This window comes from Ancylobacter polymorphus (assembly GCF_022836935.1).
Taxonomy (GTDB): Bacteria; Pseudomonadota; Alphaproteobacteria; order Rhizobiales; family Xanthobacteraceae; genus Ancylobacter; species Ancylobacter polymorphus_A.
Map to the genome: position 1 here is coordinate 2,863,443 of NZ_CP083239.1, position 25,908 is coordinate 2,889,350.

At 67.8% G+C, this 25,908-nt stretch carries 15 protein-coding genes; 10 read left to right on the forward strand and 5 right to left on the reverse strand.

Going from position 1 to position 25,908, the window contains the following annotated elements; translation table 11 throughout:
• Positions 1 to 200 precede the first annotated feature (200 nt).
• The 6 genes from K9D25_RS13525 (at position 201) to K9D25_RS13550 (ending at position 10,001) form a co-directional block, all read left to right on the forward strand.
• Positions 201 to 1,484: an SH3 domain-containing protein gene (locus K9D25_RS13525; protein ID WP_244375960.1), complete on the forward strand. Its 1,284-nt coding sequence runs from the start codon at positions 201 to 203 to the stop codon at positions 1,482 to 1,484.
• Between the two features lie 128 nt (positions 1,485 to 1,612).
• Positions 1,613 to 2,620 carry a Gfo/Idh/MocA family protein gene (locus K9D25_RS13530; protein ID WP_244375962.1) on the forward strand — a complete coding sequence of 336 codons (1,008 nt, stop codon included), beginning with the start codon at positions 1,613 to 1,615 and terminating at the stop codon, positions 2,618 to 2,620.
• Between the two features lie 11 nt (positions 2,621 to 2,631).
• Positions 2,632 to 3,786: a DegT/DnrJ/EryC1/StrS family aminotransferase gene (locus K9D25_RS13535; protein ID WP_244375964.1), complete on the forward strand. Its 1,155-nt coding sequence runs from the start codon at positions 2,632 to 2,634 to the stop codon at positions 3,784 to 3,786.
• Between the two features lie 88 nt (positions 3,787 to 3,874).
• On the forward strand, positions 3,875 to 5,410 hold the full coding sequence (gene murJ, locus K9D25_RS13540; protein ID WP_244375966.1) for a murein biosynthesis integral membrane protein MurJ: 1,536 nt from the start codon (positions 3,875 to 3,877) through the stop codon (positions 5,408 to 5,410).
• A 154-nt stretch (positions 5,411 to 5,564) separates the two neighbouring features.
• Positions 5,565 to 6,809 (forward strand): efflux RND transporter periplasmic adaptor subunit, encoded by a 1,245-nt coding sequence (locus K9D25_RS13545; protein ID WP_244375968.1) that lies wholly within the window; start codon positions 5,565 to 5,567, stop codon positions 6,807 to 6,809.
• Positions 6,810 to 6,824: 15 nt separating this feature from the next.
• A complete protein-coding gene (locus K9D25_RS13550; protein ID WP_244375970.1) occupies positions 6,825 to 10,001 on the forward strand; it encodes an efflux RND transporter permease subunit in 3,177 nt (1,058 codons plus the stop codon).
• A 487-nt stretch (positions 10,002 to 10,488) separates the two neighbouring features.
• Here the strand turns inward: K9D25_RS13550 and K9D25_RS13555 are convergent, their stop codons facing one another.
• Complete coding sequence (locus K9D25_RS13555) at positions 10,489 to 16,140, reverse strand: apolipoprotein acyltransferase (RefSeq protein ID WP_244375972.1); 5,652 nt, start codon at positions 16,138 to 16,140, stop codon at positions 10,489 to 10,491.
• A gap of 386 nt (positions 16,141 to 16,526) precedes the next feature.
• Here K9D25_RS13555 and K9D25_RS13560 point away from each other — a divergent pair, with 386 nt between their 5' ends.
• On the forward strand, positions 16,527 to 16,847 hold the full coding sequence (locus K9D25_RS13560; RefSeq protein WP_244375974.1) for a 2Fe-2S iron-sulfur cluster-binding protein: 321 nt from the start codon (positions 16,527 to 16,529) through the stop codon (positions 16,845 to 16,847).
• Here K9D25_RS13560 and K9D25_RS13565 read toward each other — a convergent pair.
• The 3 genes from K9D25_RS13565 to K9D25_RS13575 are packed head-to-tail and all read right to left on the reverse strand — an operon-like array spanning position 16,838 to position 19,906.
• Positions 16,838 to 17,899: a YcjF family protein gene (locus tag K9D25_RS13565; RefSeq protein WP_244375976.1), complete on the reverse strand. Its 1,062-nt coding sequence runs from the start codon at positions 17,897 to 17,899 to the stop codon at positions 16,838 to 16,840. The two genes, K9D25_RS13560 and K9D25_RS13565, sit on opposite strands and share 10 nt — an antisense overlap.
• A 22-nt stretch (positions 17,900 to 17,921) precedes the next feature.
• Positions 17,922 to 19,385, reverse strand: coding sequence for a YcjX family protein (locus K9D25_RS13570; RefSeq protein WP_244375978.1), 1,464 nt, complete (start codon positions 19,383 to 19,385; stop codon positions 17,922 to 17,924).
• 2 nt (positions 19,386 to 19,387) lie between these two features.
• Entirely contained in the window at positions 19,388 to 19,906 is a 519-nt protein-coding gene (locus tag K9D25_RS13575; RefSeq protein ID WP_244375980.1) for a SixA phosphatase family protein, read from the reverse strand.
• Positions 19,907 to 20,084: 178 nt separating this feature from the next.
• Between K9D25_RS13575 and K9D25_RS13580 the strand changes: the two genes are divergently transcribed.
• The gene (locus K9D25_RS13580; protein WP_244375982.1) at positions 20,085 to 20,951 is read left to right on the forward strand and encodes a MipA/OmpV family protein; all 867 of its coding nucleotides are present in this window, start codon (positions 20,085 to 20,087) and stop codon (positions 20,949 to 20,951) included.
• A gap of 220 nt (positions 20,952 to 21,171) precedes the next feature.
• Positions 21,172 to 21,588, forward strand: a complete 417-nt coding sequence (dksA, locus tag K9D25_RS13585; RefSeq protein ID WP_126280180.1) for an RNA polymerase-binding protein DksA — start codon at positions 21,172 to 21,174, stop codon at positions 21,586 to 21,588.
• Between the two features lie 113 nt (positions 21,589 to 21,701).
• Here dksA and K9D25_RS13590 read toward each other — a convergent pair whose 3' ends face one another.
• Positions 21,702 to 23,105: a flagellar biosynthetic protein FliO gene (locus K9D25_RS13590; RefSeq protein WP_244375983.1), complete on the reverse strand. Its 1,404-nt coding sequence runs from the start codon at positions 23,103 to 23,105 to the stop codon at positions 21,702 to 21,704.
• Positions 23,106 to 23,363: 258 nt separating this feature from the next.
• Between K9D25_RS13590 and cckA the strand changes: the two genes are divergently transcribed.
• Complete coding sequence (gene cckA, locus K9D25_RS13595) at positions 23,364 to 25,889, forward strand: cell cycle histidine kinase CckA (protein WP_244450872.1); 2,526 nt, start codon at positions 23,364 to 23,366, stop codon at positions 25,887 to 25,889.
• Positions 25,890 to 25,908 lie beyond the last annotated feature (19 nt).

The window sequence follows — 25,908 nt, forward strand, 5'->3', positions numbered from 1 at the left end:
GGTTTACGGAACTCGGTCGCGGGCCTCAGGGCGCCGGCCCGAATGGACTGGAAGAACGCATGCGAAGTGGTCAGCGCCGCGCCCTTGAGCTGGCCGTCAGTGCTTCTAGGCACTGTCGGCATCCGCACCGTGCAGACGCTTTTGCCGTTTCGTCTTTCTTGTTCGCCCGCCCTTTCCTCGTAGCGTAGAGTTCCCGCGTCATGGCCACGGCATCGCAACAGTCGCGCGGAAACGGTCTCTCCTCCTCGCTGATTTCGGATTTCCGCTCCATCGTCAGCACGCTTGAGCAGGAAAAGGCGGGTCGCGACGGGAGCCCACCCGACGGCGAGGCGTCTGCGGTAGCGCGCCCCACGGCTGGTGAGGAGCGTTCCCTCGGCGATGTCCGCAGCCGTATCGCGGCGCTGGGCGATATGGGCGATGTGCTGGCCGCCAGGCCGGCATCGGCACGGATCGAACCGGTCGCGGCGCCCGCCGCCGAGACAGCGCAGGCCGCCCGTCGGCGCAGCTTCGGCAGCACGGCGCGCCAGCCCGGAGAATCGGAGGCGCGGCGCAAACGCAACGCGTCCAAGGATGTCATCACATGGCAGCGTCTCGGTGTGCTGGCGGTGTTCATGGCGGTGGTCGGCGGCGGGGCCATCCTCCTGCAATCGCTTGCCGCCCGTGAGGAGGCGAAGGTCGCCCCTGAAGTGATCGGCAACGCTGCGGTGGCGAGCGTCGCTCCCTCCGCCCAGACCGAGGGGCAAGCGGCCGTTACGCTCAAGCCGGTGGAACTGTCGGGCGCGGCGGTCGAGGCCTCGGTGCCGTCGTCCGCCCCGCCGGCCGTGCTGGCCCATGGCTCGGCCTCGGATAATCTGCCCCCCATCGTGCTGAACGCACGGGGACGCGCGAGCGACGCTCCCGATGTCGCGCCGCTGGCCTCCGGCGTCACCGCCTTCGCGGCGCCCGATCCCGTGGTGGCAGCCGCTGGTGCCATCCCCGATGCCGCCGAAGGGGCGCCTGAGGCGGTCGAGGCCGTCGCCGCCGATGCGGGCGCCGATGCGCCAGCAACGACTCGCGTGGCGGCCCTGCCGAAGCAGGCACCGCTGCCGCCCGCCCGGGCACCCCAGCGCGACGTCGCGGCGGCCACTCCTGCGGCTTCCGACGCCGACGCTCCGTCTTCCGCTCCTGCCGCTGCTGCGGCGCCCGCCGTGGCTGAACCTCTGCCAGCTGGCTTCGGCGGCGATCCTGTCGGTACGGCGGTCATGCGCAGCCCGGTGACGATGCGGGCGGCGCCGAAGAAGGGGGCCGCCGCCATTGGCAACCTGCCGCGCGGCAAGCAGGTGCAACTGGTGACCTGCCAGCAATGGTGCGAGATCATCGTCGATGGCAGGCGGGCCTTCGTCTACAAGAGCTTCGTCGATACCGGCGCCGTTGCGGCGAGCGCGGGTGCTGCGGCGGAAGAGGCCGGCGACGCGGCGGAGGCCGAGGCCGCCGCTCCCGAGTGAGGCCGTCGGTAACAGGTTGAAGCAAATAGTGAAGCCTTTGGTGCGGCTTTACGATTCGGCCTCTCTCGCCACGCTTCGGGGCGCGTGTTAGACCCCGGCAACCTATTCAGACGGAAGGATGTTCCCGAATGGTGAAGGACCCGAGCGGGGCTTCTAAGCCCGTTCGCGTCGGCGTCGTCGGCGTCGGCATCATGGGTTACAACCATGCCCGCGTGCTGATCGACCTGCCTGGCGCCGAGATGGTCGGCGTCGCCGATCCCGATCAGGGCCAGCGCGAGAAGGTGGCGGCACTGCTTGGCTGCCAGGCCTTTGCCAGCATTGACGACCTCGTGGCGAACGGAGCCGAGGCGCTGGTCATCGCCGCCCCGACCCATCTCCATCACGAAGTGTCGCTGCGCGCGATCGAGGCCGGCATGCATGTGCTGGTGGAAAAGCCGATCGCGCCCACAGTTGCCGAGGCGGAGGCGATCGTCGCTGCGGCCAAGGCGAAGGATGTGGCGCTGGTGGTCGGCCATGTCGAACGCTTCAACCCGGCGGTCGAGGCGGTGAAGAATGCGATCCGCGACGAGGAGATTCTCTCCATTGGCATTACCCGCGTCGGTCCGTTCCCGCCGCGCATGTCGAATGTCGGTGTGGTGATCGACCTTGCCGTGCATGACATCGACCTGATCTGCCATTTCACCGGCTCGCACATCACCGAGGTGCAGCCGCAGGTGAAGGCGGCGGTGGCCGAGCGCGAGGATATCGCGCTGCTGCAGTTCCGCACCGCCAATGGCGTGCTGGCGCACATCAACACCAACTGGCTGACCCCCTTCAAGGCGCGCACCGTGCATGTCGCCACCCGCAAGAAATACGTGATCGGCGACCTGCTCACCCGCCAGGTGACCGAGTATTTCGACTACAAGCCGGATGGCAGCTATTCCATGCGCCATCTTCCCGTCGCCTATGCCGAACCGCTGCGGCTTGAACTGCTGCGGTTCCTTGAGGCGGTGCGTGGCGGTTCGGCGCCGGCGGTGACAGGCGAGGATGGCGTGGCCGCGATTGCGGTCGCCATGCGCTGCCTTGAGGCGCTGGAGCCCGCGCCCCCCGCGCCGACCTCCGCCGTGCCGTCGCCCCTGCGCGCCAGCGTGGCATGAAAGGAACACCGATGAATTCGCATGTGAAGACCGAGTTGGCGCCCATTCCTTTCATCGACATTGCCGCCCAGCGGGCGCGGCTTGGCACGCGCATCGACGAGGCGGTGGCACGGGTTCTCACGCATTGCCGGTTCATCAACGGCCCCGAGGTAACGGAATTCGAGCAGCAGCTCGCGACCTTCGCCGGCGCCAAACATGCGCTCGCCTGTTCCAGCGGCACAGACGCGCTGGCCATGATCCTCATGGCCTGGGGCATCAAGGCCGGTGACGCGGTGTTCTGCCCGGCCTTCACCTTCTGCGCCACGGCCGAGGTGGTGCCGTGGGTCGGGGCGACCCCGGTCTTCGTCGATATCCTCGAAGACACGTTCAATATGGACCCGGCCAGCCTGGAGGCCGCCATCGCGGTGGCGAAGCAGAAGGGGCTCACGCCGAAGGTGGTGGTGCCGGTCGATCTGTTCGGCCAGCCCGCCGACATGGATGCCATCGAGGCCATCGCCAAGGCGCATGGTCTCAAGGTGCTGTGCGACACGGCACAGGGCTTCGGCGCTACCTGGAACGGCCGGCGCACCGGCTCCTTCGGCGACGCCACCGCCACCAGCTTCTTCCCCGCCAAGCCGCTCGGCTGCTATGGCGACGGCGGTGCGGTGCTGACCGATGACGACGAACTTCTGCCGGTGCTGAAGAGCGTGCGCGAGCACGGGCAGGGCGTCGACAAATATGAGAATGTCCGCCTTGGCATGACCGGTCGGCTCGACACGATCCAAGCTGCGGTGCTGCTGGAAAAGCTCGCCATTTTCGAGGACGAGATCGCCGCACGGCAGCGCATCGCCGACCGCTACAATGCGGCGCTGGCCGATGTCTGCACGGTGCCGATGGTTGATCCGCGTGCGAGTTCGGTCTGGGCGCAGTACACGATCCGGCTGCCGCATGGCGTGCGTGACGATCTGGCGGCGGCGCTGCAGAAGGAAGGCGTGCCCACGGCGGTTTATTACCGCATTCCGATGCATCGCCAGCCGGCCTATGCGCATTATCCCGCCGCAGGCAACGGTCTGCCGGTGTGCGAGAAGCTGGCCGGCGAGGTGATCAGCCTGCCCATGCATCCCTATCTGGATGAGGCGGCGCAGGAGCGCGTCATCGCGGCAGTCCGCCGCGCGCTTGGCGCCTGAAGGCACGGCAGGACTGGCCGGGCGGGGGCGGGGAGGCTAGCTTTCCGCCCGCCGTCCGATTCCGGCAGCCTCAAACGCGTCGGCTCCCATGATACGCAGCATCTTCACGGTCGGCGGCTGGACGCTGCTCTCGCGGCTCACCGGCTTCGTGCGCGACATCGTCATGGCGGCGGTGCTCGGCGCCGGACCGATGGCGGATGCCTTCTACATCGCCTTCCGCCTGCCCAACCATTTCCGCTCCATCTTCGCCGAGGGCGCGTTCAACACCGCCTTCATCCCGGCCTATGCGCGGGTGAAGACCGTGGAGGGCGAGGTGAAGGCGCGCCGCTTTGCCGATGGCATCCTCACCGGCGTGGTGCTGGTGCAGCTGGCCATCCTTGCCATCGCCCTGCTCGCCACCGACTGGGTGGTGGCGACGCTCGCGCCCGGCCTGTCGGACGATCCCGGCCGCTTCGCCCTCACCGTCGACTTCACCCGCATCACCTTCCCCTATCTCGGCCTCATCGCCGTGGTGACGCTGGTCGGCGGGGTACTGAACGCCAATGACCGCTTCTGGGCGGCAGCGGCGGCGTCCATTCTGCTCAACGTCGCCATGGTCGGCACGCTCAGCGTTGCCGGTCTGTTTCCCACCGCCGGCCATGCGGCGGCCTGGGGCGTTCTTATCTCCGGATTCCTGCAACTCGGGCTGCTGGTGTTCGATGCCGAGCGCCACGGCCTCGGCCTGCGCTTCGGACGGCCGCGGCTGGACCCGGAGACGCGCGCCTTTCTAATTGCTCTCGGCCCGGCGATCATCGGCTCGGCCGGCGTCCAGCTGGCGATCTTCGCCGACACCATCATCGCCTCCTTCCTGCCGCAGGGGGCCGTGGCGGCGCTGTTTTATGCCGACCGCATCAACCAGCTGCCCATCGGCGTGGTCGGCATCGCGGCGGGCATCGTGTTGCTGCCGGAAATGTCGCGCCGTATCGCGGCGGAGGATTTCGACGGCGCCCGCTTTGCCCAGTCACGGGCAATCGAGCTGACACTGCTGCTGGTGCTGCCCTTCCTCGCGGCGGCGTTGACCATCCCCGAGATCATCATGCGCGGGCTGTTCATGCGCGGCGCCTTCACGCCGGAGGCGGCCGCCGAAGCTGGTGCGACGCTGGCCGCCTATGGCATCGGGCTCGCGCCCTTTGTCGTGGTGCGGGCGTTCATGTCGCCCTTCTATGCCCGTGGCGACACGCGCACACCCGTGCTGGCGACTCTGGGGGCGGCGGTGATCAATATCGGCCTGAAAGTGCTGCTGATGGGCACGTTCGCCCAGGTGGGGCTGGCTTTCGCCACCTCCGTCGGCGGCTGGATCACTGTCCTGGTGCTCGCTTTGCTGGCGCGCTGGCGCGGCTATGAGTGCGGCGATGCGCAATTGCTGCGGGCCCTTCCGCGCCTGGGGCTGATCCTCGCCGCGCTGGCGGCGACCCTGTTCGCGACGGCCACCGTCGCACCGCCTTGGCTTAGTGTGCTGGCGCATGGCCGCGACGAGACGCTTCTGGCCTTGTGCGTCGCAGCGGGCGGAGCGGTCTATGCGGTTCTGGCCTTGGCGCTTTTTGGTCGCCGCTACCTTGTCGGCCTGCTGCGCGGGCGGCGCTGAGGGGCACGTTCGTTTACGTTTTATTGCTTACGCGGTGCAGCAAAACTGTGGTACGTCGCACCGGCGTCATGGGTTCCGGGCGGGGTGTCCCATGGCTTGCGACCCCAAAGGGACAGTGTCCCGACATGCCCGATGAGCCGTTCCGGAGATGTCCATGATCACCGCGCTGCCGCGTCTTTCCCTCGCTGCCCTCTCGCTCGCCGCCCTCGCGCTGGCGGGGTGCTCCGAGCAGAATCAGGGCCAGCCGGCGGCCGCTCCTCCGCCGCCATCCGTGACCGTCGCCCATCCGACGACGCGCACCATTACCGATTACGACGAATATGTCGGCCGCTTCGCCGCCGTCGATCTCGTCAATGTCTATGCGCGGGTTTCCGGCTATCTGGAAAAGGTGGCCTTCACTGACGGTCAGCTGGTGAAGCAGGGCGACCTCCTGTTCACCATCGACAAGCGACCCTTCCAGGTGGCGCATGATCAGGCGCAGGCCAATCTCCAGCGCGCCCAGGCGGAACTCGACTTCGCCACCTCCGACCTTCAGCGCGCCCAGACGCTGATCGACGACAAGACGTCCAACGCCATTTCCAAGCAGGCCTATGACCAGCGCCTGCAGAGCGAGCGCACGGCGCGGGCGAGCGTGGCGGCGGCGCAGGCGGCGCTGCAGGCCTCGCAGCTCGATCTCGATTTCACCGATCTGAAGGCGCCCGTGAGTGGCCGCATCGGCGACCGCAAGGTGTCGGTCGGCAACCTCGTCACCGGCGGCTCGGGCGGCACCAACACCAATACGCTGCTCGCCACCATCGTCTCGCTGGATCCGATCTATTTCGAGTTCACCTATGACGAGGCGTCCTACCTGCGCTACCAGCGCATGGCCAAGGAATTGGGCACCAAGGCGGATTCGATCCCGGTGAAGCTCGGACTGATCGATGAGAAGGGCTTCCCGCATGAGGGCAAGCTCGACTTCGTCGATAACCGCATCAGCGAGGATACGGGCACGATCCGCGGCCGCGCCACCTTCGCCAATCCGGACGGCACCTTCACCCCCGGCATGTTCGGCCGCATCGAGATTCCCTCGTCCGCCCCGCACGAGGCGCTGCTGGTTTCCGATGTCGCGATCGGCACCGAGCAGACCCGCAAATTCGTCTATGTGATGCAGCCGGGCGACCAGCCGCAGGCGCCGCAGATGAAATATGTCACCCTTGGCCGGGCCTATGACGGCCAGCGTGTCGTCACCAGCGGCCTCAGCAAGGACGACCTCGTCGTCGTCAATGGCCTGATGCGCATCCGTCCCGGCGCGAAGGTGGTGGGCAAGCTGGAAGCTCCGGCGGCTCCTCCCGCCGCCGGTGCGGCGGCCGACACCAAGCCGGCCGACGGCAAGGCATCCACCACGACCACCGCCAACTGAGCGCGGAGCGGTCTCATGCGATTCTCACACTTCTTCATCGATCGCCCGATCTTCGCCTCGGTGGTTTCCATCGTGGTGATGATCCTCGGCGCGGTCGCCTTCGTCTCCCTGCCTGTGGCGCAATATCCCGATATCGCCCCGCCGGTGGTCAATGTCAGCGGCCAATATCCCGGCGCCAGCGCCGAAACGGTGGCCGACACGGTGGTCGCGCCGATCGAGCAGCAGATCAATGGCGTTGAGGGGATGCTCTACATCTCCTCCAATTCGACCGCGGACGGGCGCTTCTCCATCGCCGTGACCTTCGATATCGGCACCGATCTCGATATCGCGCAGGTGCAGGTGCAGAACCGGGTCGCCACGGCGACACCGCGTCTGCCGCAGGACGTGCAGCAGATCGGCGTCACCGTCGCCAAGTCCTCGCCGGACATTCTTATGGTGGTCAGCCTGTTCTCGCCGGACGATTCCCGCGACTCGCTGTTCATCTCCAACTACGCCAATCTGCAGATCAAGGACCAGCTCCAGCGCGTGCCGGGCGTCGGCTCGATCACCGTCTTCGGCTCCCGCGACTACGCGATGCAGGTGTGGCTCGATCCCTTGAAGCTGCAGGCGCTGAACCTGACGGCGGGCGACGTGACCGCCGCGCTGCAGGCGCAGAACCTCCAGGTCGCCTCCGGCGTGCTGAACGCGCCGCCGGTGCCGAACCAGATGGGCTTCCAGATCGCGGTGCGTACGCTCGGCCGCCTCTCGACGCCCGAGCAGTTCGGCAACATCGTGGTGCGAGAGACGGGCAACGCCGTGGTGCGGCTGCGCGATGTGGCGCGGATCGACATCGAGGCGCAGGATAATTCCTCGATCTCCTACTTCGATTCCAAACCCTCCGTTGCGCTCGGCATCTTCCAGCTGCCCGGTTCCAACGCGCTCGCCACCGGCGAGGCGATCGAAGCGGCGATCAAGGAAATCGCCAAGGGTTTCCCGCCCGGCGTCGCCTATTCCACCGCCTACAACCCGACGCAGTTCATCGCCGAATCCGTGCGGGCGGTGGAACACACCATCATGGAAGCCATCGTTCTGGTGGTGATCGTGGTGGTGCTGTTCCTGCAAAGCTGGCGGGCGGCGATCATCCCCATCCTCGCCATTCCGGTGTCGCTGGTCGGCACCTTCTTCATCATGAGCCTGTTCGGCTTCTCGCTGAACAATCTCTCGCTGTTCGGCCTCGTGCTGGCCATCGGCATCGTCGTGGACGACGCCATCGTGGTGGTGGAGAGCGTGGAGCACAACATCTCCACCGGGCTCTCACCGCGCGATGCGGCGTACAAAACCATGGACGAGGTGGGCGGGGCGCTGGTGGCGATCTCGCTCGTGCTGGCCTCGGTGTTCATCCCCTCGGCCTTCATCACCGGCATTTCCGGCGAGTTCTACCGCCAGTTCGCGCTCACCATCGCCGGCTCGACGCTGATCTCGCTGATGGTGTCGCTCACGCTGTCGCCGGCCATGTGCGCGCTGCTGCTGAAGCCGCATAAGGGGCCAGACCACAAGCCGGCCTGGTACGCCCGGCCGTTCACCGGCTTCTTCTACTATTTCAACAAGGGCTTCGACGCGGTTTCGGGCGGCTATGGCTGGCTCACCAGCAAGCTGGTCCGTGTCGCCGTGGTGGTGCTGCTGGTCTATATCGCCATCCTCGCCGGTGGTTTCCAGCTGTTCCGTACCACGCCGCAGGGCTTCATTCCGGCGCAGGACCGTGGCTACCTCATCGTCGCGGCCCAGCTTCCCGGCGGCGCGGCGCTGTCGCGCACCAATGAGGTGATGACCAAGGCCGCCAAGGAGGTTCTCGCGACCCCCGGCGTGGCGCATGTGGTGAACATTGTCGGCTTCTCCGGCGCGACCTTCACCAATGCGCCCAATGCGGGCGCCATGTTCGTCATCCTTGGTCCCGCCGCCGAGCGCGCGCAGCATCCCGGCCAGTCCGCCCCGGCGATCCAGGGCACGCTGTTCGGCAAGCTCGCTTCAGTGGAGGAAGCGCAGATGATCGTCGTCATGCCGCCGCCCGTCTCGGGCATCGGCAATGCCGGCGGCTACCGGATGATGATCGAGGATCGCGGTGGGCGCGGCTATCAGGCGCTGCAGGGCGCGGTCTACGCCATGATGGGTGCGGCGAACCAGACACCGGGTCTGAAGCAGGTTTATTCGCTGTTCGAGACCTCGACGCCGCAGCTGTTCCTCGACATCGACCGCACCAAGGCGCAACTGCTCGGGGTCAACATCGCCGATGTGTTCTCGACGCTGCAGACCTATATCGGCTCGTCCTATGTCAACGACTTCAACCTGTTCGGCCGCACTTACCGCGTGCAGGCGCAGGCCGACGCGCCTTATCGCCTGACCTCGGACGATCTGCTGCGGCTGCGGGTCAAGAATGCGGACGGCCAATTGGTGCCGCTCGGCTCCTTCACCACGGTGAACGACATCTCCGGCCCCTACCGCGTGCCCCGCTACAATCTCTATCCGGCGGCGGAACTCGACGGCGACACCATGCCCGGCACCTCGCAGGGCCAGGCCATCCAGAAAATGCAGCAGATCGCCGCCCAGGTGCTGCCGGATGGCTTCGCCTTCGAGTGGACGACGCTGGCCTATCAGCAGGTGAGGGCGGGCAATACCGCGATCTTCGCCTTCGCGCTGGGCGTGGTGTTCGTGTTCCTGGTGCTGGCGGCACAGTATGAGAGCCTGACCCTGCCGCTGGCGGTGATCCTCATCGTGCCCATGTGTCTCATCGCGGCGGTGGTGGGCATCCAGATCCGGGGGCAGGACAACAACATCCTCAGCCAGGTCGGCTTCATCGTCCTCATCGGCCTCGCGGCAAAGAACGCGATCCTGATCGTTGAATTCGCCAAGCAATTGGAAGATCGGGGGGAAAACCGCTTCGTCGCCGCCACCGAGGCCGCCAAGCTGCGGCTTCGGCCGATCATCATGACCTCACTCGCCTTCATCTTCGGCGTCGTCCCCCTCGTCATCGCCACGGGCGCCGGTGCGGAGCTGCGGCAAGCCCTTGGGACGGCGGTGTTTTCGGGAATGATCGGCGTGACTGTCTTCGGTCTGCTGTTCACCCCGACCTTCTATGTCGTCTGCCGCTGGCTCGCCGGCTTCGGCGAGCGCCGCCGCGCCCGCAAGGCCGAGACGCCCGCCGCCGCGCCTCACTGACAGGGCGCCGCGATCAGCGGATGACCGATGGACCCCGCCGCTCCTCTGAGCGGCGGGGTTTTTCTTTGTCGCGAGATGAGCCGTGCAATCCGCGGAGTACTGATCTCTGCAACGTTCGCGACGGCCTGCTTCCCCGGGTCGGGTTCGACATGCACCGCTGGACAGAGGGGCCCGGCCATCCGGCATCTCGTTGCGATGGGGGCCGTGGTCGTCCGCCCACGTTGTGCCAAGCGTCACCAGCCCGGCAGCGAAGCAGCGGAGACGACACACCCCCAAGAAACCCAACGGGAGAAGCGCGCCCTGTGGCGTGCGCCCCCGGGCGGTACCGTGGCTATGCCACAGCAGCCGCAGCGGTTCTCCAACGGCTCCCTTCCCAACGATGGTCGTCGACGATGCTTGTTCACAGCCTGCCGCGCCCCGCCCAAAAGAAAACCCCCGCTCAAGACGGGGGCTCTCATTCGGTGGGGTAGGGGCCGGCCGTGCCGCGTCAGTCGAAGCGGCCGGCGGCGTGGGCGAGCAGGGTGTAGACCTTGCCCGTGTCCGAGGTGAGATAGGTCTTCGTCAGCTCCTGCCCGCGCTCATCGCGGGAGACCTGCTCCAGCAGACGCTCGAATTCGCCAATGTAGCGGTCGACCGTGTCGCGGAATTCGAGGTCGCGCCGATATTTGCGGCGGATTTCCTCGAAGGTCTGCTGACCCTGCATCGTGTAGAGGCGGCGGGTGAAGACGTTGCGCTCACCCTTCTTGTAGCGCTCCCAAAGATCGACCGCCGCTTCGTGGTCGATCATCCGGGCGATGTCGACCGACAGCGAGTCGAGCGACTCGATGGTGTGGTGCACCGGCCGCTCCGGCTGGCCCTGGCGCGGATCGAAACTGCGCGCAGGATTGACCGGGACGCTGCGGGGCATGGGGCCCACGGGCGCATTGCTCTCACCGTCCGAGGCCCGCGCCAGCAGTTCGGACAGCCAGCCGCCCTTGTCGGAACCGCTGCGTTCAGCGGCCGCCGGGGTGACATTGGCGCGGCGCTGGGGCGCGGGAGCCGCGTTGCCATTGCCGCGAGTGGCCTCGAAATAGGCGGGGGCTTCCGGCCGCGGGGCCGGTTCAGGGCGCGGAGCTGCCGCCTGTGGGCGGGTGAGCGGCGCGCGCGCGGCGGGAGCCGGCGCTGCTGGCAGCGGCTGCGGGCCGGGCAGCGGGGCGGCAACGCGCGTGCGGGGGGCGGCTTCCACGTCGAGCGTGCGACCGTGGCGCGAGACGATCTCGTTCAGCTCGGCCAGTGCCTTGATCTGCTCGGCGACGGTACGACGCATGGCCGAGGCATTGGCCTCGGTCTCCTCCGGCAGTTCCAGAATGCCGCGCTTCAGTTCCTCGCGGGTCGTCTCCAGCAGGCGCTGGATGTCCTGGACGGAGGCGCGCAGCGCCTGGGCGGTGCCGGAGAAGCCCTGATTGGCCTGACGCATCAGCGTCTCGACCTCACGCACGGCCTGCTCATAGGTCTCGTGCAGCGCAGCAACAGTACGTTCGCGCTCGGCCTCGGTCGCTTCCCGCATCTCCTGCTGCTGGCGCACGATGGCCTCGGTCGAGTTGCCGGCGGCCGCCAGGATCGACTTGGAGATGGCACCGACGCGCTCCTCAGCGCGGCCGAAGGTGCTCTCCAGCGTGGTGGTGTAGTGCGACAGCCGCTCATCCAGCTCCGCCGTCCGCCCGGTGACCTGTTCCGCGAGCGCGAGAAGCGCTTCGTGGCGGCCGCCAAGCGTGTCGTCCAGGTTCTCATGCGCATTGCCGAGCGCATTGGCGACGTTGGTGATGAGACCCGCCTGCTCGCTGAAGGAATGGCTGAGGCGGGCGACATCCTTGAGCACGTCAGTGGAGACCGAACGCAGCGCGCGGATCTGCTCGTCCATACGCGCGGAGGCGACGGCACTGGCCTCCTCGACATTGGCGACGGTGCTGCGGAAGGCTTCCAGACGTTCGCTGATGGTCTTCTCGGTGTCGGCGAGATTGCTGGCCGAGCTGGCGAGTACGTCCTGCAACTGCACGTTCACGTCGCCAAGGCGTTCCAGCAGGCTGGTGACATCGCCCTGCAGCGCCTCATTGGTGGCGGCGATCTCGGCCACCGCCGAACGGCCGCTGGCGGCGATCGCATCGATCAGGCCGCTGCCACGCCCTTCCAGCGCCGCCGCGAACTCTTCGGCCAGCCGTGCAAACTCCTCGGACGCCACCGTGGTGGCGCGGCGGGCGCTGTCGGTAAGCTGAGCGCCCTGGCCGTCGAACGCATCGACAAGGCGGGCGAATTCCTGGGAGGCCCCACCGGTGGCTTCGCGCACGCTTTCGACCAGCTGGCTGCCGCGCCCATCGAACTCGTCGACGAGGCGGGAGAACTCGCTGGAGGCGAGAGCGGTCGCCTGGCGGGCGCTTTCCACCAGCTGGGCGCCGCGCCCGTCGAATTCGCTGAGGAGGACATCGCCGGCTGTGGCGATTTCCTGGGTGACCTGGCCGCCGATCTGCTGCAGCGAGGTGGAGACTTCGCCGGTGACCAGCTTGAGCTGGCTGTTGACGTCGCTGCCCACCGACTGCAGCGAAGCGGTGACCTCGCCACCCGCCGCCTGCAGAGAGGCGGCGACATCGCCGGTGATCTGCTGCAGCGAGGACACGACATCGCCGCTGATCTGCATCAGCTGGTCGGCGCGGCTGGTGGTCGCGCTGTCGAAGGCGGAGATGATGGCATCCGAGCGGGCTTCCAGCGTGTTCAGCAACTCGTCGCTGGCGCGCATGATCTCGGTCACGGCGCCATTGCGCGTGGTGTCGAGCGCGGCAACCAGGTTCTGGCGGTGATCGTCGATGGCCGTCAGAAGATCGGTGCTGGCGCGGGCGATCTCGCTGGTGATGGAGATGCTGCGGTCTTCCAGCGCCGTGAGAAGGCCGTTGCCGCGCTCTTCGACGATGCGGGCGATCTCATCCGTGCGTGAGTCGAACAACGTCGTCACTTCGCCGGCCCGGTCGGACAGGGTCCGGCTGACATTGTCGACCAGCGAGGTGAGGCTGGTTTCGATTTCGGACGCTTCGCTGCGCAGCTGACCGGCGACGGCACCGATGCGTTGGCCGAGCAGGTCGGCCATTGCCGCGCCGCGCACCTCCACCGAGGTGGCGACATTGTCGAGACGGCTGATGACGGTCGCCTCGAAGCGGCCCACGCGCTCGTCGAGCGAGGTCGCGATATCCTGGGCGCGCGCCGCGAGGGTGCGGTCGGCCTGATCGATATGCTGCGAGAGCTGGTCGGCGATGGTGCCGGCACGCTCGTCAAAGAAGCCGCTGAGCATGCCAAGCGATTCGCTCATCGCGTCATTGGCCTGACGGGCGCCTTCCGACAGTGTCTGGGCGAACTCGACGGTGCGGCTGCCAAGGGTCTCGTTGAGGCCTTCCACGCCCCGGTCGAGCACGCTTTCGATGCTGGCAATGCGCTGGTCGAGCGCGGCGGCCACCTGTTCTGCCTTGTTCGAGACCTGATCGTCGAAGCCGGAGAGGTTGGTGTCGATCGCGCGGGTGACCGCGTCGACGCGGTCCGAAATGCGCTGGACCAGCTGGCCACCATTGGTGTTGATGACCGTATCGAAGTCGCGCAGCCCGTCGACGATCTGGCGGCCCAGCATCGCGGTGTCGACAGAGATGCGGTCGGCGATCTCGCCGCCGCGGACGCTGACCAGATCCTCGATGTTGCGGAACTGCTGCTCCAGGTGGTCGCGCATGTTCTCGCTGCGCGTGGTGAGGTCGGAGGCGAGATAGTCGGCCGCCTCGCGGAACTGCTCGGTCACCCGCGCACCGTTGTCGGCGAGCGTCTGCGCCGCTTCGGCGCCGACATGGGCGAGCTGCTGGGTCAGAGCCTGGCCGCGATAGTCGATATCCTGCGAGACCCGGCCTGCCGCTTCGGCGAGGGCATCGTGAATGCCGGTGCCGGCCTGCGACAGCTGGTGGACCACGCGCTGCCCGGTCTCGCCGAGCAGCCGCTCCAGCTCGGCGCCGCGCACGGCGACAGCGTCATAGATGCGGTTGCCGGTATCGGCGATGCGGTCGGCGAGGTCGTCGCCGCGCACGGTGATGGTGTCCGCCACCCGGTTGCCGGTCTCTTCCAGCTTGCGCACGACTTCGCCGCCGCGCACCGAGAGGTCGAGTACCAGCGCGTCACCGGTGGTCTTGAGCGTCTGGTTCACCTGGCTGGCGCGGATCGCGATCTCGTCGGCGAGACGCGTTCCGGTGCTGACCAGGGCATCGGTGATCTCGTCCGAGCGCGCGGTGAGCGTGCTGGTGAGGTTGATGGTCGTGGCCGACAGCTTGTCGCCCAGTTCCTCGGTCCGCAGATTGACCACATGCGACAGTTCGGAGGCGGTGCGCAGCAGGCGGTCGCCGATTTCATCGGTCCGGGCGGCGAGGGTGTCGGAGAGGTTCTCGGTGACGCCGGTCAGCTGGCGGCTGATCTCGTCGGTACGGATCGACAGGGTGTCGGAAAGGTTTTCGGTGACACCGGCGAGCTGGCGGCTGATCGCGTCGGTACGGGTGGCCAGCGTGTCGGTTAGGTTCTCGGCGATGCCGGCAAGCCGCAGGCCGATTTCGTCGGAGCGTGCCGTCAGCGTCTTGGAGAGGTTGTCGGTCGCGCCCGAGAGCTGGCGGCTGATCTCGTCCGTGCGCGCGCTCAGCGTTTCGGTGAGCTGCGTGGTGACGCCGGAGAGGCGGTTGCCGATCTCGTCGCTCTTGGCGGCGAGGGAGGAGAGCAGATGCTCGCTGGAATCGGACAGGTTGGTGTTGACCTCCGACCCCGTCGCCTGCAGCCGGTCGATCAGGTCGCCGCCCTTGTCGGACAGCGCCTCAATGATGGTGTCACCGACGCGGCCGAGCGCGAGGGTGATGTGTTCGCCACGATCCGAAAGCGTCAGGGCCACCCGGTCGGCGGCCAGCGTGACAGTCTCGTTGATGCGGTCGCTGACATTGCCGACTTCCTCGGCAAAGGTGAATTGCGAGGCGGCGAGGGTCTCGCGCACATGCTCGGTCTGGGTCAGGATCGCATCGCGTTCGAGCTGCAGGCGCTCGATAAGCTGATGCATCTTGCGGTTGTTGTCGTCATAGGCTTGGGCCAGTGCCGCAACTTCGCCGCGCACGAAGGCTTCCGCCTCGCTGGCGCGGGTGACCGCCTGTTCGAGCCCGGCATATTGAGCGAGCGTGTCCGGCGAGACGCCTTCCGGCATCTGGATGGCCGGCAGGGCGGCGGCGGTTGCCGGCGCGATCACGGCCGGGGCGGGTGCGGCTGCCGGGGTCTTCGCCGGTTCGGCAAGGCGGATGGCGACCTGCGCCATGGAGTAGGCGACGATCCGCATTTCCTGCATCCGCCGTACCATGGCGGCGAGCACGACGAAGAAGATCGGCGGAACGAGAGTCGCGGCAATGCCCGCGAGGAAGCCGGGCGCATTCATCAGCGCGGAGAAATTACCGCCAACGGCCCCGAACTGCGCCTGCAGCAGCACGCCGCCGGCCACGAGCCAAACCAGAGCGGCGATGCTGGCAACGACATAGGGCGTGGAGGAGGGCCGGCGCTGCAGAGACGCCAGCAGCTGCCCGATGCTCTCCCGGTCGTCATTGGCGGCGGCACGGCGTCCCTTCGACGGCGTGGCCGTCTCGGCCGGTTCGGGCTCGCTGCGCACCTCACTGCGAGGAAGAACCGCCGCGGCGCCCGCGGCTGCCGCGCTTGCCGCCACAGCGGGGGCAGCCGGGCTCAGCCCGGCATCGGCACCGGAAGGGGTGACGTCGAATGTCGGCTCGCCCGCGCGAGCAAGGTCGGACGTGTCGGCGAGGTCATCCTCGGACAGCCGGAAGTCGTCGTCGAGCGACGCCGCGTCGAACTCGGCTGGTTCCGCCGTGTCGCCGAAGAGGTCAATTTCGTCGAGAAAGCGTGACGACCCGGCGTCGCCAGTGGCGCCGGTGCGGGTCTCGATCCGCGGTCCCTCCGGCTCGCGGGCCGGGGGCAGCTCGAAGTCGTCCCCCGCCGATGCGGCAAAACCGTCATCTGGCGTGTGGTCGAGACTGAGCGCCTCCTCGATGGCCGACAGCGCGGCCTCGGCGGGATCCTGCTCAATCTTCTTCGTGTTCGTCGACATCGGCGCCTGCCTCCGGTCCGTACTCTACTCCGACCGGCTCGCGCCGTCGGCCCGGGGTTTCGCGGAGTCATGGCATTCCCGTCCGTGGGAGAGTTCCGCACTTGACGAGAGGAACGCCAGTTCCCCGCAGCTTTATCCTACGCTCTTGACCATCAGAAATGGAACGGGGGTTAACGGGCTGATTTCAGTTATCGTTAACGCCCTGTTTACCACGCTGTGAAACCTGTGATTCACGGTCTTCCGAAAATCTCTTCGTCGCCTCCCGCCCCGCGAATCGCGCTGCGGCCAAACCGTCGGGACGTGGTGCGAGCCGGCTGGTGTTCGGCGCGTCTCATCGTTATCTAGGGCGGACCTTCCTGAAGTCATTCCAAATCGCTGAAGCCCCCATGCCCAAAATCACCTTCGTCGACGCCGCCGGCACAGAGCGCACCGTGGAGGCCGCCCTCGGCGCCACCGTAATGGAAGCGGCGATCCGCAACGGCGTTCCGGGAATCGACGCCGAGTGCGGCGGCGCCTGCGCCTGTGCGACCTGTCACGTTTATGTGGACGAAGCATGGCAGGCCGCCACCGGCGAGCCGGGGCCCATGGAGGAGGATATGCTCGATTTCGCCTCCGACGTGCGCCCCACCTCGCGCCTGTCCTGCCAGATAAAGGTCACCGAGGCGCTGGACGGGCTGGTCGTACGCACGCCGGAAAATCAGGGCTGAGCGGTTCCCGTCGGGGGCTTTTGGCCCTCGCTTCCGGTCTCCTTCGTCGTGCTGCGGCTCACGAGCCCAGAGGCGACATCGCTGAGCGCCGGCGCCGGCAGGGCGACGAAGGGCAGGGGGCGTGTCACCTCGATAGCGGCGATACCGAGCCGCGCGGTGAGCAGACCGTTCACCACGCCCTCGCCCAGCCGTGCCGAGAGCTTGGCGGCGATGCCGTGGCCGACAACCTGCTGAACCAGCGAATCGCCCGCCGCCATTCCACCGGTGACGGCGAGATGGGTGACCACCTGGCGAAAAAGCCGCACCATGCCGAGCGCGCCGGGGCGTCCGCCATAAAGCTGCGCCAGCCGTCGCACGAGGCCGATGGCGGTCACCAGCACGAAGATGAGGTCCACCGCCGCACGCGGCGAGACGGCGGTAACCACCGAGACGCGCTTGGCGGCGTTGGACACCAACTGCGTCGCCTCGGCGTCCAGCGGGGCCATCAGCTGGCGCTCGGTGAGCCGGATCAGATCGGCGCCGTCGATGATGGCGTCGAGATGGCCTGACAGTTCTGTGCGGGCGCGAAACAGGCGCGGCGAGGTGGCGGCGATGGCCAGGAGTTCATTCGTCACCGATTCAGCGAGGCGCCGGTCGTCTTTCGCTAGCGCTTCCGCCGCTTGTTCGCGCAGGTGATTGAGCGTGCGCAGGCGAATGAGCCCGAAGGCCTCGCGCGTCAGAATGGCGAGGCTGGCCAGCGCCAGAGCCAGCGCGAAAGCGAGGCCGACATAGCCGAGCCAGTCGGCACGGGCGAACAGGTCTTCGACCAGCTTCGTCACCGCCAGTCCAGCCCCGAGGCTGACCAGGCCGCCGAGCCCCGCCCAGAACAGTTGGCCCCAGCGCGACGTCTTCGGCGGGGCCGGCGGGAGCGGGGTAATTTCCTCAAGAGCTTCGGCCGAGGTGGGAGTGACCACCACGGCGCCACGTGGCGCGGCGCGACCGTCTTCGGCCAGCACGACGCCGGGATCGTCGAGACGGAAGGCTTGCGGGCGGCGAGGGGTGCGGTCGCTCATGGGTGTCCGTGTCCAGCCGGCTTTATTTCAGTCGGTCGCCGAGGAGGAATTCCAGCGCGCGATCGAGACGAATATGGGGAAGCGGCAGCGCGAGAGTCTCCGCATTGCGTGTGACCAGCGGGGGACGGAAGCGCAGGAAGCGGAAATCGCCGCCTGCCGCGTCCGACAGGCCGCTGAAGCCATGGGCGGGATCGAACAGGGCGGACGGGTTCTCCGGCAGGTCGCCGGGGAAAACGGCGGCTTCCGCCAGCCCGTCGAAATCGTCCGCGCCGTGTTGGCCGGCCTCGGGTACGCCGACAATGGCCGGCAGATGCGCCCGCCCGCGCTTCACCATCGCCTCGCGCGTCGCCCGCACGGCGGCGAGCGCTACCACGTCGATGTCAGCACCCGCGTTTTCCGCCCGCCCCAAGGCCCGCTCCACGAGCCGGCGCAGGATCGCCTCCAGCGGGTCGTGGCTGGTGTGGTGCAGATGGTCGGCCTTGGTCGCGGCGAACAGCACTTTGCCGATGCGATGGCGGAAAAGGGCGGCAAGCCATGAGTTCCGCCCGATGCGGAAGGCGGCGAGGATGCCGTCCAGTGCGGATTCGAGGTCTGCCAGCGCCGCCGGCCCGGCATTGAGCGCGGAGAGCACGTCGATGAGCACGATCTGCCGATCGAGCCGGGCGAAATGATCGCGGAAGAACGGGCGGACGATGCGTTCCTTATAGGCTTCGAAGCGCCGCTCCATCATCGCCTGCAGCGAGCCGGAAGGGGCCTGCGTACCTTCGGCAAGGTCGAGCGGGGCGAAGGTGAGGGCGGGCGAGCCTTCGAGGTCGCCCGGCATGAGGAAGCGCCCCGGCGGCAGCAGGCTCATCGACACGGTCTCGGCGCGGCACGCGGCGAGATAGTCGGTAAACAGCGCTGCGAGCTTCCGTGCCTCGGCCTCATCCGCCGGGGCGGACGGGTCCGTCGCTTGCAACGCCGCCAGGAACGGGCCGGCGAGCGGACGGCGGGCGGGTGCATGGGCAAGGGCGAGGCTATGCCGGGCGAAATCGGCGAAGGACTGGTCGAGCAGTGGCAGGTCGAGCAGCCATTCGCCGGGATAGTCGACGATGTCGAGTGTGAGCGTCCGGCGCCCGCCGCGCGCGGGAGCGTAGTCGATGGCCAGGCGCAACTCGCTGATGCGCCGTGTCGATTCCGGCCAGCGGCGGTCGTCCACCAGGGTGGCCAGATGCCCCTCATAGTCGAAGCGCGGCACCCCGTCGTCTGGCTGCGGCTCCAGCCTCGCGGAGGCGATGCGTCCCTCATGCATGGCCCGGAAGACCGGCAACCGTCCGCCGCGCATCAGCGCATGGACCAGCGCGGTGGTGAACACGGTCTTTCCCGCCCGCGACAGGCCGGTGATGCCGAGCCGCAGCGTCGGGCTGGCGAGGTCCTCGGCGCGGTCGATCAGGGTCTGCGCGGTGAGGCGCGCCTCGTCGAGCAGCCAGTCAAGGCGGGAGGCCACGGCTAGTCCTTCTCCTTCGTCACCCCGAGCGCATGCGGCGTGACGAATCGTTCCAGCGTGCCGATGCCAGGCTCGATCTCGGCCCAGTTCGCCACCGGCACATCAATGACCGCCAAGGCACCTGTGGGAAATTTCGGCAGAACCTTGGCCCGCTGCTCGCGGCGCAGGAGCAGCGTGGTGAAGTCCTCCATGCCGGGATTGTGCCCCACCAGCATCAAGGGCGACGCCTCGTTCTGCGCGGTGACGAGACGCATCAGATTGGCGGCGGGCGCCTCATAGATGCTGCGCTCATAGGCCGGCAGCGGGTGCGCTGGCCAGTGGCGGCTCACAATCTCCCAGGTCTCGATGGTGCGGCGTGCCGGCGAGACGAAGATGAGGGCGGGAAGCAGTTCCTCCTGCACCATATAAGCGCCGATGGCGGCGGCGGCGCGCAGGCCACGCGGGGCCAGCGGACGATCGATGTCGGCAACCCCGTCCGGCCAGGCGGACTTGGCGTGACGCAGCAGGATGAGGCGCAGCATTAGAATCCATGAGTAGGGGACGGCGACGTAGCGGACATATAGGCGCGAAATTCGGCGGTGCGAGTATCTGCACGCGTTGTCGCCTTAATGATTGACGGCCATTAAGTGACTTTTCGGCAACCACTTGCGTGCTAACCTGCTGTAAGGAAGAGGCTGTCGGTTTCATAGGATGGTTGCAATGCGGTCAGTCGGCTTCGCCAGTGTCGTGGTTGTTGCGGGAACGCTCGGCCTTACGGCGTCGATCACCTATGCGGCCGACATGACCTATAAGGGCGACCCGGCCTACGCCCCGGCCGAATCGCGCGATCGCCAGTGGACGGTCACGCTTGGCGGCTATGTGATGGGCGTGCCGACCTGGATGGGCTCGGATGACTATGAGTTCGGCTTCAAGCCGATCATCAGCATCAATCGCGCGGACCGGCTGAGCGAGTTCAAGAGCTTCAACGACAATCCGAGCATCGCGCTGTTCGATAACGGCGTGTTCGAGGCCGGTATCACCGGCACGATGACATGGAAGCGGGACTCGTCCAGCTCCTACGCCCTGCGCGGCATGTCCAACATCGATTATGCCTACCAGATCGGCGGCTACGCCCAGTGGTTCCCGATGGACTGGCTGCGCCTGCGCGGCGATGTCCGCTACGGCTTTGGCGGCTTCGAGGGCGTTGTGGCGGACTTCGCTGTCGACGCCATTCACTTCAGCCCGGAACTCTGGGGCGTCACCCTGTCGGCCGGTCCGCGCATGACGCTGGCCAGCTCGGGCTATACCGACACCTATTACGGAATCACTCCGGCCGAGGCGACGTTCGCCCAGGCGCTCGGCAATCCGCTGACGCCCTATAAGGCCGGCGGCGGCATCTATTCGGTGGGCTTCGGTGGGCAGGTGGTGAAGCGCTTCACCGAGAACATCACCGGTTCGATCTTTGCCGAGTACAAATATCTGATGGACGACGCGGCGGACAGCCCGCTCGTTGTGCAGAACGGCGACCGCAACCAGTTCCAGGCTGGCGTCTCGCTCGCCTACACGTTCTTCCTCGGTTTCGAGTAGTTGCGCGGGCCGGGCTACCGGCGCGCTTCCCCTTGCGGCGCGGGCACGGCTCGCGCTTGGGAGCCGTGACGGCTCCCTGCCTCGATTGGGCGCTCAACCTGCTGAAAAATCCGGCATTTTGTGTCGAGCGCATGACGCTGTGAGGTGTTGTGCGGCGCGGGGCGTGGCGATATAAGCTGCCCCCGATAGGGGTGCCCCCGGAAAACGAGGACCAAGGCCGATGTCGGTTGAGATCGACCAAGAGTATCGCCCCCGCGAGGACGAGCCTTTCATGAATGAGCGGCAGCGGGAGTATTTCCGCCACAAGCTGCTGCAGTGGAAGGAAGACATCCTGCGCGAGGCGAAAGAGACGCTTCAGCACCTTCAGGACGAGAATCAGAATCACCCGGACATTGCCGACCGTGCGTCGTCGGAAACCGACCGCGCCATCGAACTGCGGGCGCGCGATCGGCAGCGTAAGCTGATCGCGAAGATCGAATCCGCGCTGGAGCGGATCGATGACGGCTCCTACGGTTATTGCGAGGAGACCGGCGAGCCGATTTCGCTCAAGCGCCTTGAGGCCCGTCCGATCGCGACACTGTCGATCGAAGCGCAGGAGCGGCATGAGCGCCGGGAGCGCGTCTATCGCGACGACTAGAAATCAGCGGTCGTCCATCTGCCGTCATCATCACGGATCGGCGAGGGGATATGAAAAGGGCGGCCCGGGTAACGGGCCGCCCTTTTCCTTTGCTCGCTGTGGCGTCCTGCGGTTCAGGGGCGGCGGTTGCGGCCCAGGAGGCTCGCCATTTCCTCCTCGAACAGGTCCACTTCCTCGCCTGGACGGGGTGCGGTGGCCTCGTCGGGCAGGCGGATTTCCGGGGCGAACATGTCGATCGCCCGGACCGACGCCGTGGGCGCAGCGGGCGCATTCTCCGCGATGGCGTCCACGCGTATCTCTGGCGCCTGCGCATCGGCTGCGCCGACGGGCGGCTTGACGACCGGCGCCGCGGTCAGCGGTGCCCGCGCGGGCGGAACGGGCGACATTTCCGCCACGGGTCCCGCGACCGCCGGAGGGGAGACGTCGGGCGCCGATGGCGCCGCATGGACAGGCATCGCCGCGTGAGGCACGGGCGCGGCGGACCGCCCCGGCCGGTCGATCGCCTTTTCGAGCGCGCGTTCGAACGCCGGCGAACCAAGAGGCGAGGCGGCAACTGCCGGCCGAACAGGCTCGGCGTCGGCCATGGGCGGACGCCGCAGCGTCTCCTCCAGATGCTCGGCCATGCCGGCAAACAGCGGGTCGACCTTCACAGTGACCCGCGCCCCGGTGTCAGGTTCGGAAGCGCTCACAACAGGTTCGCTGCGGGTCGCGACTGAACCGGCGCCCGGCGCGTGGGGCAGTGGGGCCAGCAGCGGCGACGTGCGAGGGGCCTCCGCCATCTCAGGCGCGCGCGCTTCCAGCGGGCGGCGGGCAAAGGGCGGACCGGCGACCGGCCCCGGCGACATCGCCGGGCCTGGCGGAAGAGGAGCGAGCTCCGCACCGATATCGCGGGCCGGGCCGCGCGAGATCATCGGCGGGCGGGGGTCCACAGGTCCGCGCGCTTCGGAGGGCAAGGGCGTGGCGCGCGGCGGACGCGCTGCGTTCGGGGACGGCGGCGGCGCCTCGCGGGAGGGGCGCGGCTCGCGCAGCGGTTCGGCTCGCGGGGCGGGGCGGTGAAGATCGCCGGGCCGCGGCGGGTCGAAACGGTGAGGATCGAGCGGCGGGTGGTCCGGGGCCCGCGCCGGCTCGGTGCGCAGCGGCTCGTGATGCGGCGCGGGGTCCGGCAGCCGTCCCGGCGCGTGTGCGCGCGCCGGCTCGACTCCCCGCGCGGCCAGGGACGGGTGTTGCGGCGCCCGAGCGTGGACGGCGGCGATGCCGCTTTCCACCAGGAAGTCGCTGCCCCCACCGAGCACGACCAGATGCTGAACATCGTCGCGCTGGATCAGTACGAGGCGGCGAGTTTCGTCGATCTGGATATGGTCGATGACGGCCAGCCGGTGGCCGGCGACCATGCGCTGGCTCCGATTGCGCCGGGTCAGGCGGCCCAGCCACACCACGAGGCCCGCCAGCACGATCAACCCGGCAAGGGCGAGGATCGGTACGGTGTAGGGTCCGAGATCGGACAGTACATCCATCATGCGCCACATCTCCTGCAGGGCGGCCTGCGCTGGCGTCGCACAGGCCCGATCACATACGTCCTTTGTGTCGCGTCAGGGCTCTCCCGGCAAGTCCCGGCCTCAATTCCGCCGTTCCGCACACGGCTTAGATCGCTGCGTGCGGCGGATAAGCCCAATCGGCCCTTGCTCCGGGGGAGCGGGTCGGGCACCAAGAAGGACAGGTTGAATCGCCTCGCTGCGCGGCGTCGGCGGCGGCAGCGGAAGGCTCCTGGCTTGAACATGGCGGACGGCGGACGCGACGATCCCACCCTCGACCGGACCGAGATCGGCGGCAGCATCCGGCTGGTGCTGCTGGTCGCGCTCGCGCTGGTCGGCGCGGTGGTGTCACTGCTGCTTTTGGGGCGCGACCGAGCCGACCCGTGGATCATCGGGCTGCTCACCGTCCTTGCGGTCGTCGGCGTTTTCGCCCTCTTCGCCTATGCGGCGGGCCTGCTGCGCTTCGGCGAGCCGGACCTGCGAGACGAACTGGCGCGACGAATCGTCGACAGCGGCCCAGAGGGCGTCAGCATCGTCGATACGCTCGGGCGGGTGCTCTATGCCAATCCGCGCTATTGCGAGATCACGGGCGCGGCCTCCCTGCAGGAGGCGCGGCCGGTCGAGCGGCTGTTTACCAGCGACCCCGATGTCTCGGAGGCGGTCTATCGCCTCGCCCAGAGCGTGCGCGAGGGGCGCGCCTCCGTCGAGGAGGTGCGTCATGCCGTTCCCGGCCAGCCGGTGCGCTGGCTCCGCCTCGGCGCCCGCCCGGCGGCGGCGGGGAAGGGCGTGCGCTGCACCGTGTGGACGGTGAGCGACCTGACCCGCGAACGGGAGCGGCAGGAGAGCGCCTTTCTCGAACTGCAGCACGCCATCGACTATCTCGACCACGCACCGGCCGGCTTCTTCTCGGCGGCGGGTGGGGCCATTCATTACATCAATGCGACGCTGGTGGATTGGCTCGGCTACGACCTTGCCGAGTTCGGCCCCGGCGGGCTCACGGTCGGCGACATCGTGCCGGGGCCGGCGGCGGCGCTGCTCACCGGCATGGCGCCGCTTCCGGGCGGTGTGCGCACCGAGGTGCTGGATCTCGACCTGCGGCGCAAGAATGGGCAGCCCCTTCCGGTCCGGCTCTGGCACCGCGTCGCCTATGCCTCCGATGGCACGCCGGGCGCCTCGCGCACGCTGGTGGTCAACCGCTCGCGCGAGGACAATGCCGCCGATCCCGCCCGCGCGGCCGAGGTGCGGTTCGCCCGGTTCTTCCACAATTCGCCCATCGCTATCGCCGAGGTAGACGCCGAAGGCCGCGTCGTCCGTGCCAATGCGATGTTCGCCCGGCTGTTCGGTGGCCGCGAGGACGAGCGCCGGCACATTGTCGATTTCGTGCCTGAGCCGGCACGCGCGCCGCTACGGGGGGCGTTGACGGCGGCGGTGCAGGGGCAGGCGCCGTCGGCACCGCTCGACATCGTTCTGGAGCGCGAGGGCGGCCGGTCGGCGCGCTTCTACTTCGCTTCGGTGGAGGATGGCGGTGCCGCGCGCGAGGCGGCGATCGTCTATGTCATCGAGACCACCGAACAGCGGGCGCTGGAAGCGCAGTTCGCCCAGTCGCAGAAGATGCAGGCGGTTGGCCAGCTTGCCGGCGGCGTGGCGCATGACTTCAACAACGTGCTGACCGCCATCATCGGCTATTCCGACCTGCTGCTGGCCAATGCGCGCCCCACCGATCCGTCCTTCCAGGATGTGATGCAGATCAAGCAGAACGCCAACCGCGCGGCAGGTCTGGTGCGTCAGCTTCTCGCTTTCTCCCGCCGCCAGACGTTGCGCCCGCAGGTGCTGCGGCTCGGCGACGTGATGAGCGACCTCACCATGCTGCTGCGCCGCCTGCTCGGCGAGACGATCAAGCTGGAGGTGAAGGAAGGACGGGACCTGTGGCCGGTGAAGGCCGATCTCAACCAGTTCGAGCAGGTCATCGTCAATCTTGCCGTCAACGCCCGCGACGCCATGCCGGCCGGCGGCACGCTCGCCATCCGCACGGCGAATGTCAGCGCCGCGCAGGCCGCTTCCTACGCAGAGGCCGGCCTGCCGGAGGCCGACCATGTGCTGGTGGAGGTGGCCGATACCGGCACCGGCATCCCGCCCGACATTCTCGACAAGATCTTCGAGCCCTTCTTCTCCACCAAGGAAGTCGGCAAGGGCACGGGCCTTGGGCTCTCCACCGTCTATGGCATCGTCAAGCAGACGGGCGGCACGCTGCAGGTGGAGAGCGAAGTGGGACGGGGCTCGGTGTTCCGTGTCTTCCTGCCGCGCCATGTGCCCGATGCCGCGGAATTGGCACCGCGTGCGCCCGAGCCCGATGTCCCGGCGAAGGCCGCCGACCTCACCGGGCGCGGCACGCTGCTGCTGGTGGAGGACGAGGAGGCGGTGCGCGCCTTCGCTGCCCGGGCACTGGCCTCGCGTGGCTATCATGTGCTGGAGGCCGGCTCCGGTGTCGAGGCGCTGGAAGTGATGGCGCAGCATCCCGGCGAGGTCGAACTGATCCTTTCCGACGTGGTGATGCCGGAAATGGATGGCCCGACGCTGTTGAAGGAGTTGCGCCCCAGCCATCCCGACATCAAGGTGATATTCATGTCGGGCTATGCCGAGGAGGCCTTCGCCAAGAATCTGCCGGAGGGCGCGGATTTCGGCTTCCTGCCGAAGCCGTTCACCCTCAAGCAGCTGATCGAGGCGGTGAAGGCGAGCATGGGCCGGAGCGAGCCGGGCCGTACCGAGTAATGTCCCGCGAGGGGACCGT

Excerpts from the sequence above, each read along its gene's own strand:
- dksA (WP_126280180.1), top strand. The coding sequence starts at position 21,172 with ATGTCGGTTGAGATCGACCAAGAGTATCGCCCCCGCGAGGACGAGCCT.
- cckA (WP_244450872.1), top strand. The coding sequence starts at position 23,364 with ATGGCGGACGGCGGACGCGACGATCCCACCCTCGACCGGACCGAGATC.
- K9D25_RS13590 (WP_244375983.1), bottom strand. The coding sequence starts at position 23,105 with ATGATGGATGTACTGTCCGATCTCGGACCCTACACCGTACCGATCCTC.
- K9D25_RS13560 (WP_244375974.1), top strand. The coding sequence starts at position 16,527 with ATGCCCAAAATCACCTTCGTCGACGCCGCCGGCACAGAGCGCACCGTG.
- K9D25_RS13525 (WP_244375960.1), top strand. The coding sequence starts at position 201 with ATGGCCACGGCATCGCAACAGTCGCGCGGAAACGGTCTCTCCTCCTCG.
- K9D25_RS13575 (WP_244375980.1), bottom strand. The coding sequence starts at position 19,906 with ATGCTGCGCCTCATCCTGCTGCGTCACGCCAAGTCCGCCTGGCCGGAC.
- K9D25_RS13580 (WP_244375982.1), top strand. The coding sequence starts at position 20,085 with ATGCGGTCAGTCGGCTTCGCCAGTGTCGTGGTTGTTGCGGGAACGCTC.
- K9D25_RS13555 (WP_244375972.1), bottom strand. The coding sequence starts at position 16,140 with ATGTCGACGAACACGAAGAAGATTGAGCAGGATCCCGCCGAGGCCGCG.
- K9D25_RS13535 (WP_244375964.1), top strand. The coding sequence starts at position 2,632 with ATGAATTCGCATGTGAAGACCGAGTTGGCGCCCATTCCTTTCATCGAC.
- K9D25_RS13550 (WP_244375970.1), top strand. The coding sequence starts at position 6,825 with ATGCGATTCTCACACTTCTTCATCGATCGCCCGATCTTCGCCTCGGTG.
- K9D25_RS13565 (WP_244375976.1), bottom strand. The coding sequence starts at position 17,899 with ATGAGCGACCGCACCCCTCGCCGCCCGCAAGCCTTCCGTCTCGACGAT.
- murJ (WP_244375966.1), top strand. The coding sequence starts at position 3,875 with ATGATACGCAGCATCTTCACGGTCGGCGGCTGGACGCTGCTCTCGCGG.
- K9D25_RS13545 (WP_244375968.1), top strand. The coding sequence starts at position 5,565 with ATGATCACCGCGCTGCCGCGTCTTTCCCTCGCTGCCCTCTCGCTCGCC.
- K9D25_RS13530 (WP_244375962.1), top strand. The coding sequence starts at position 1,613 with ATGGTGAAGGACCCGAGCGGGGCTTCTAAGCCCGTTCGCGTCGGCGTC.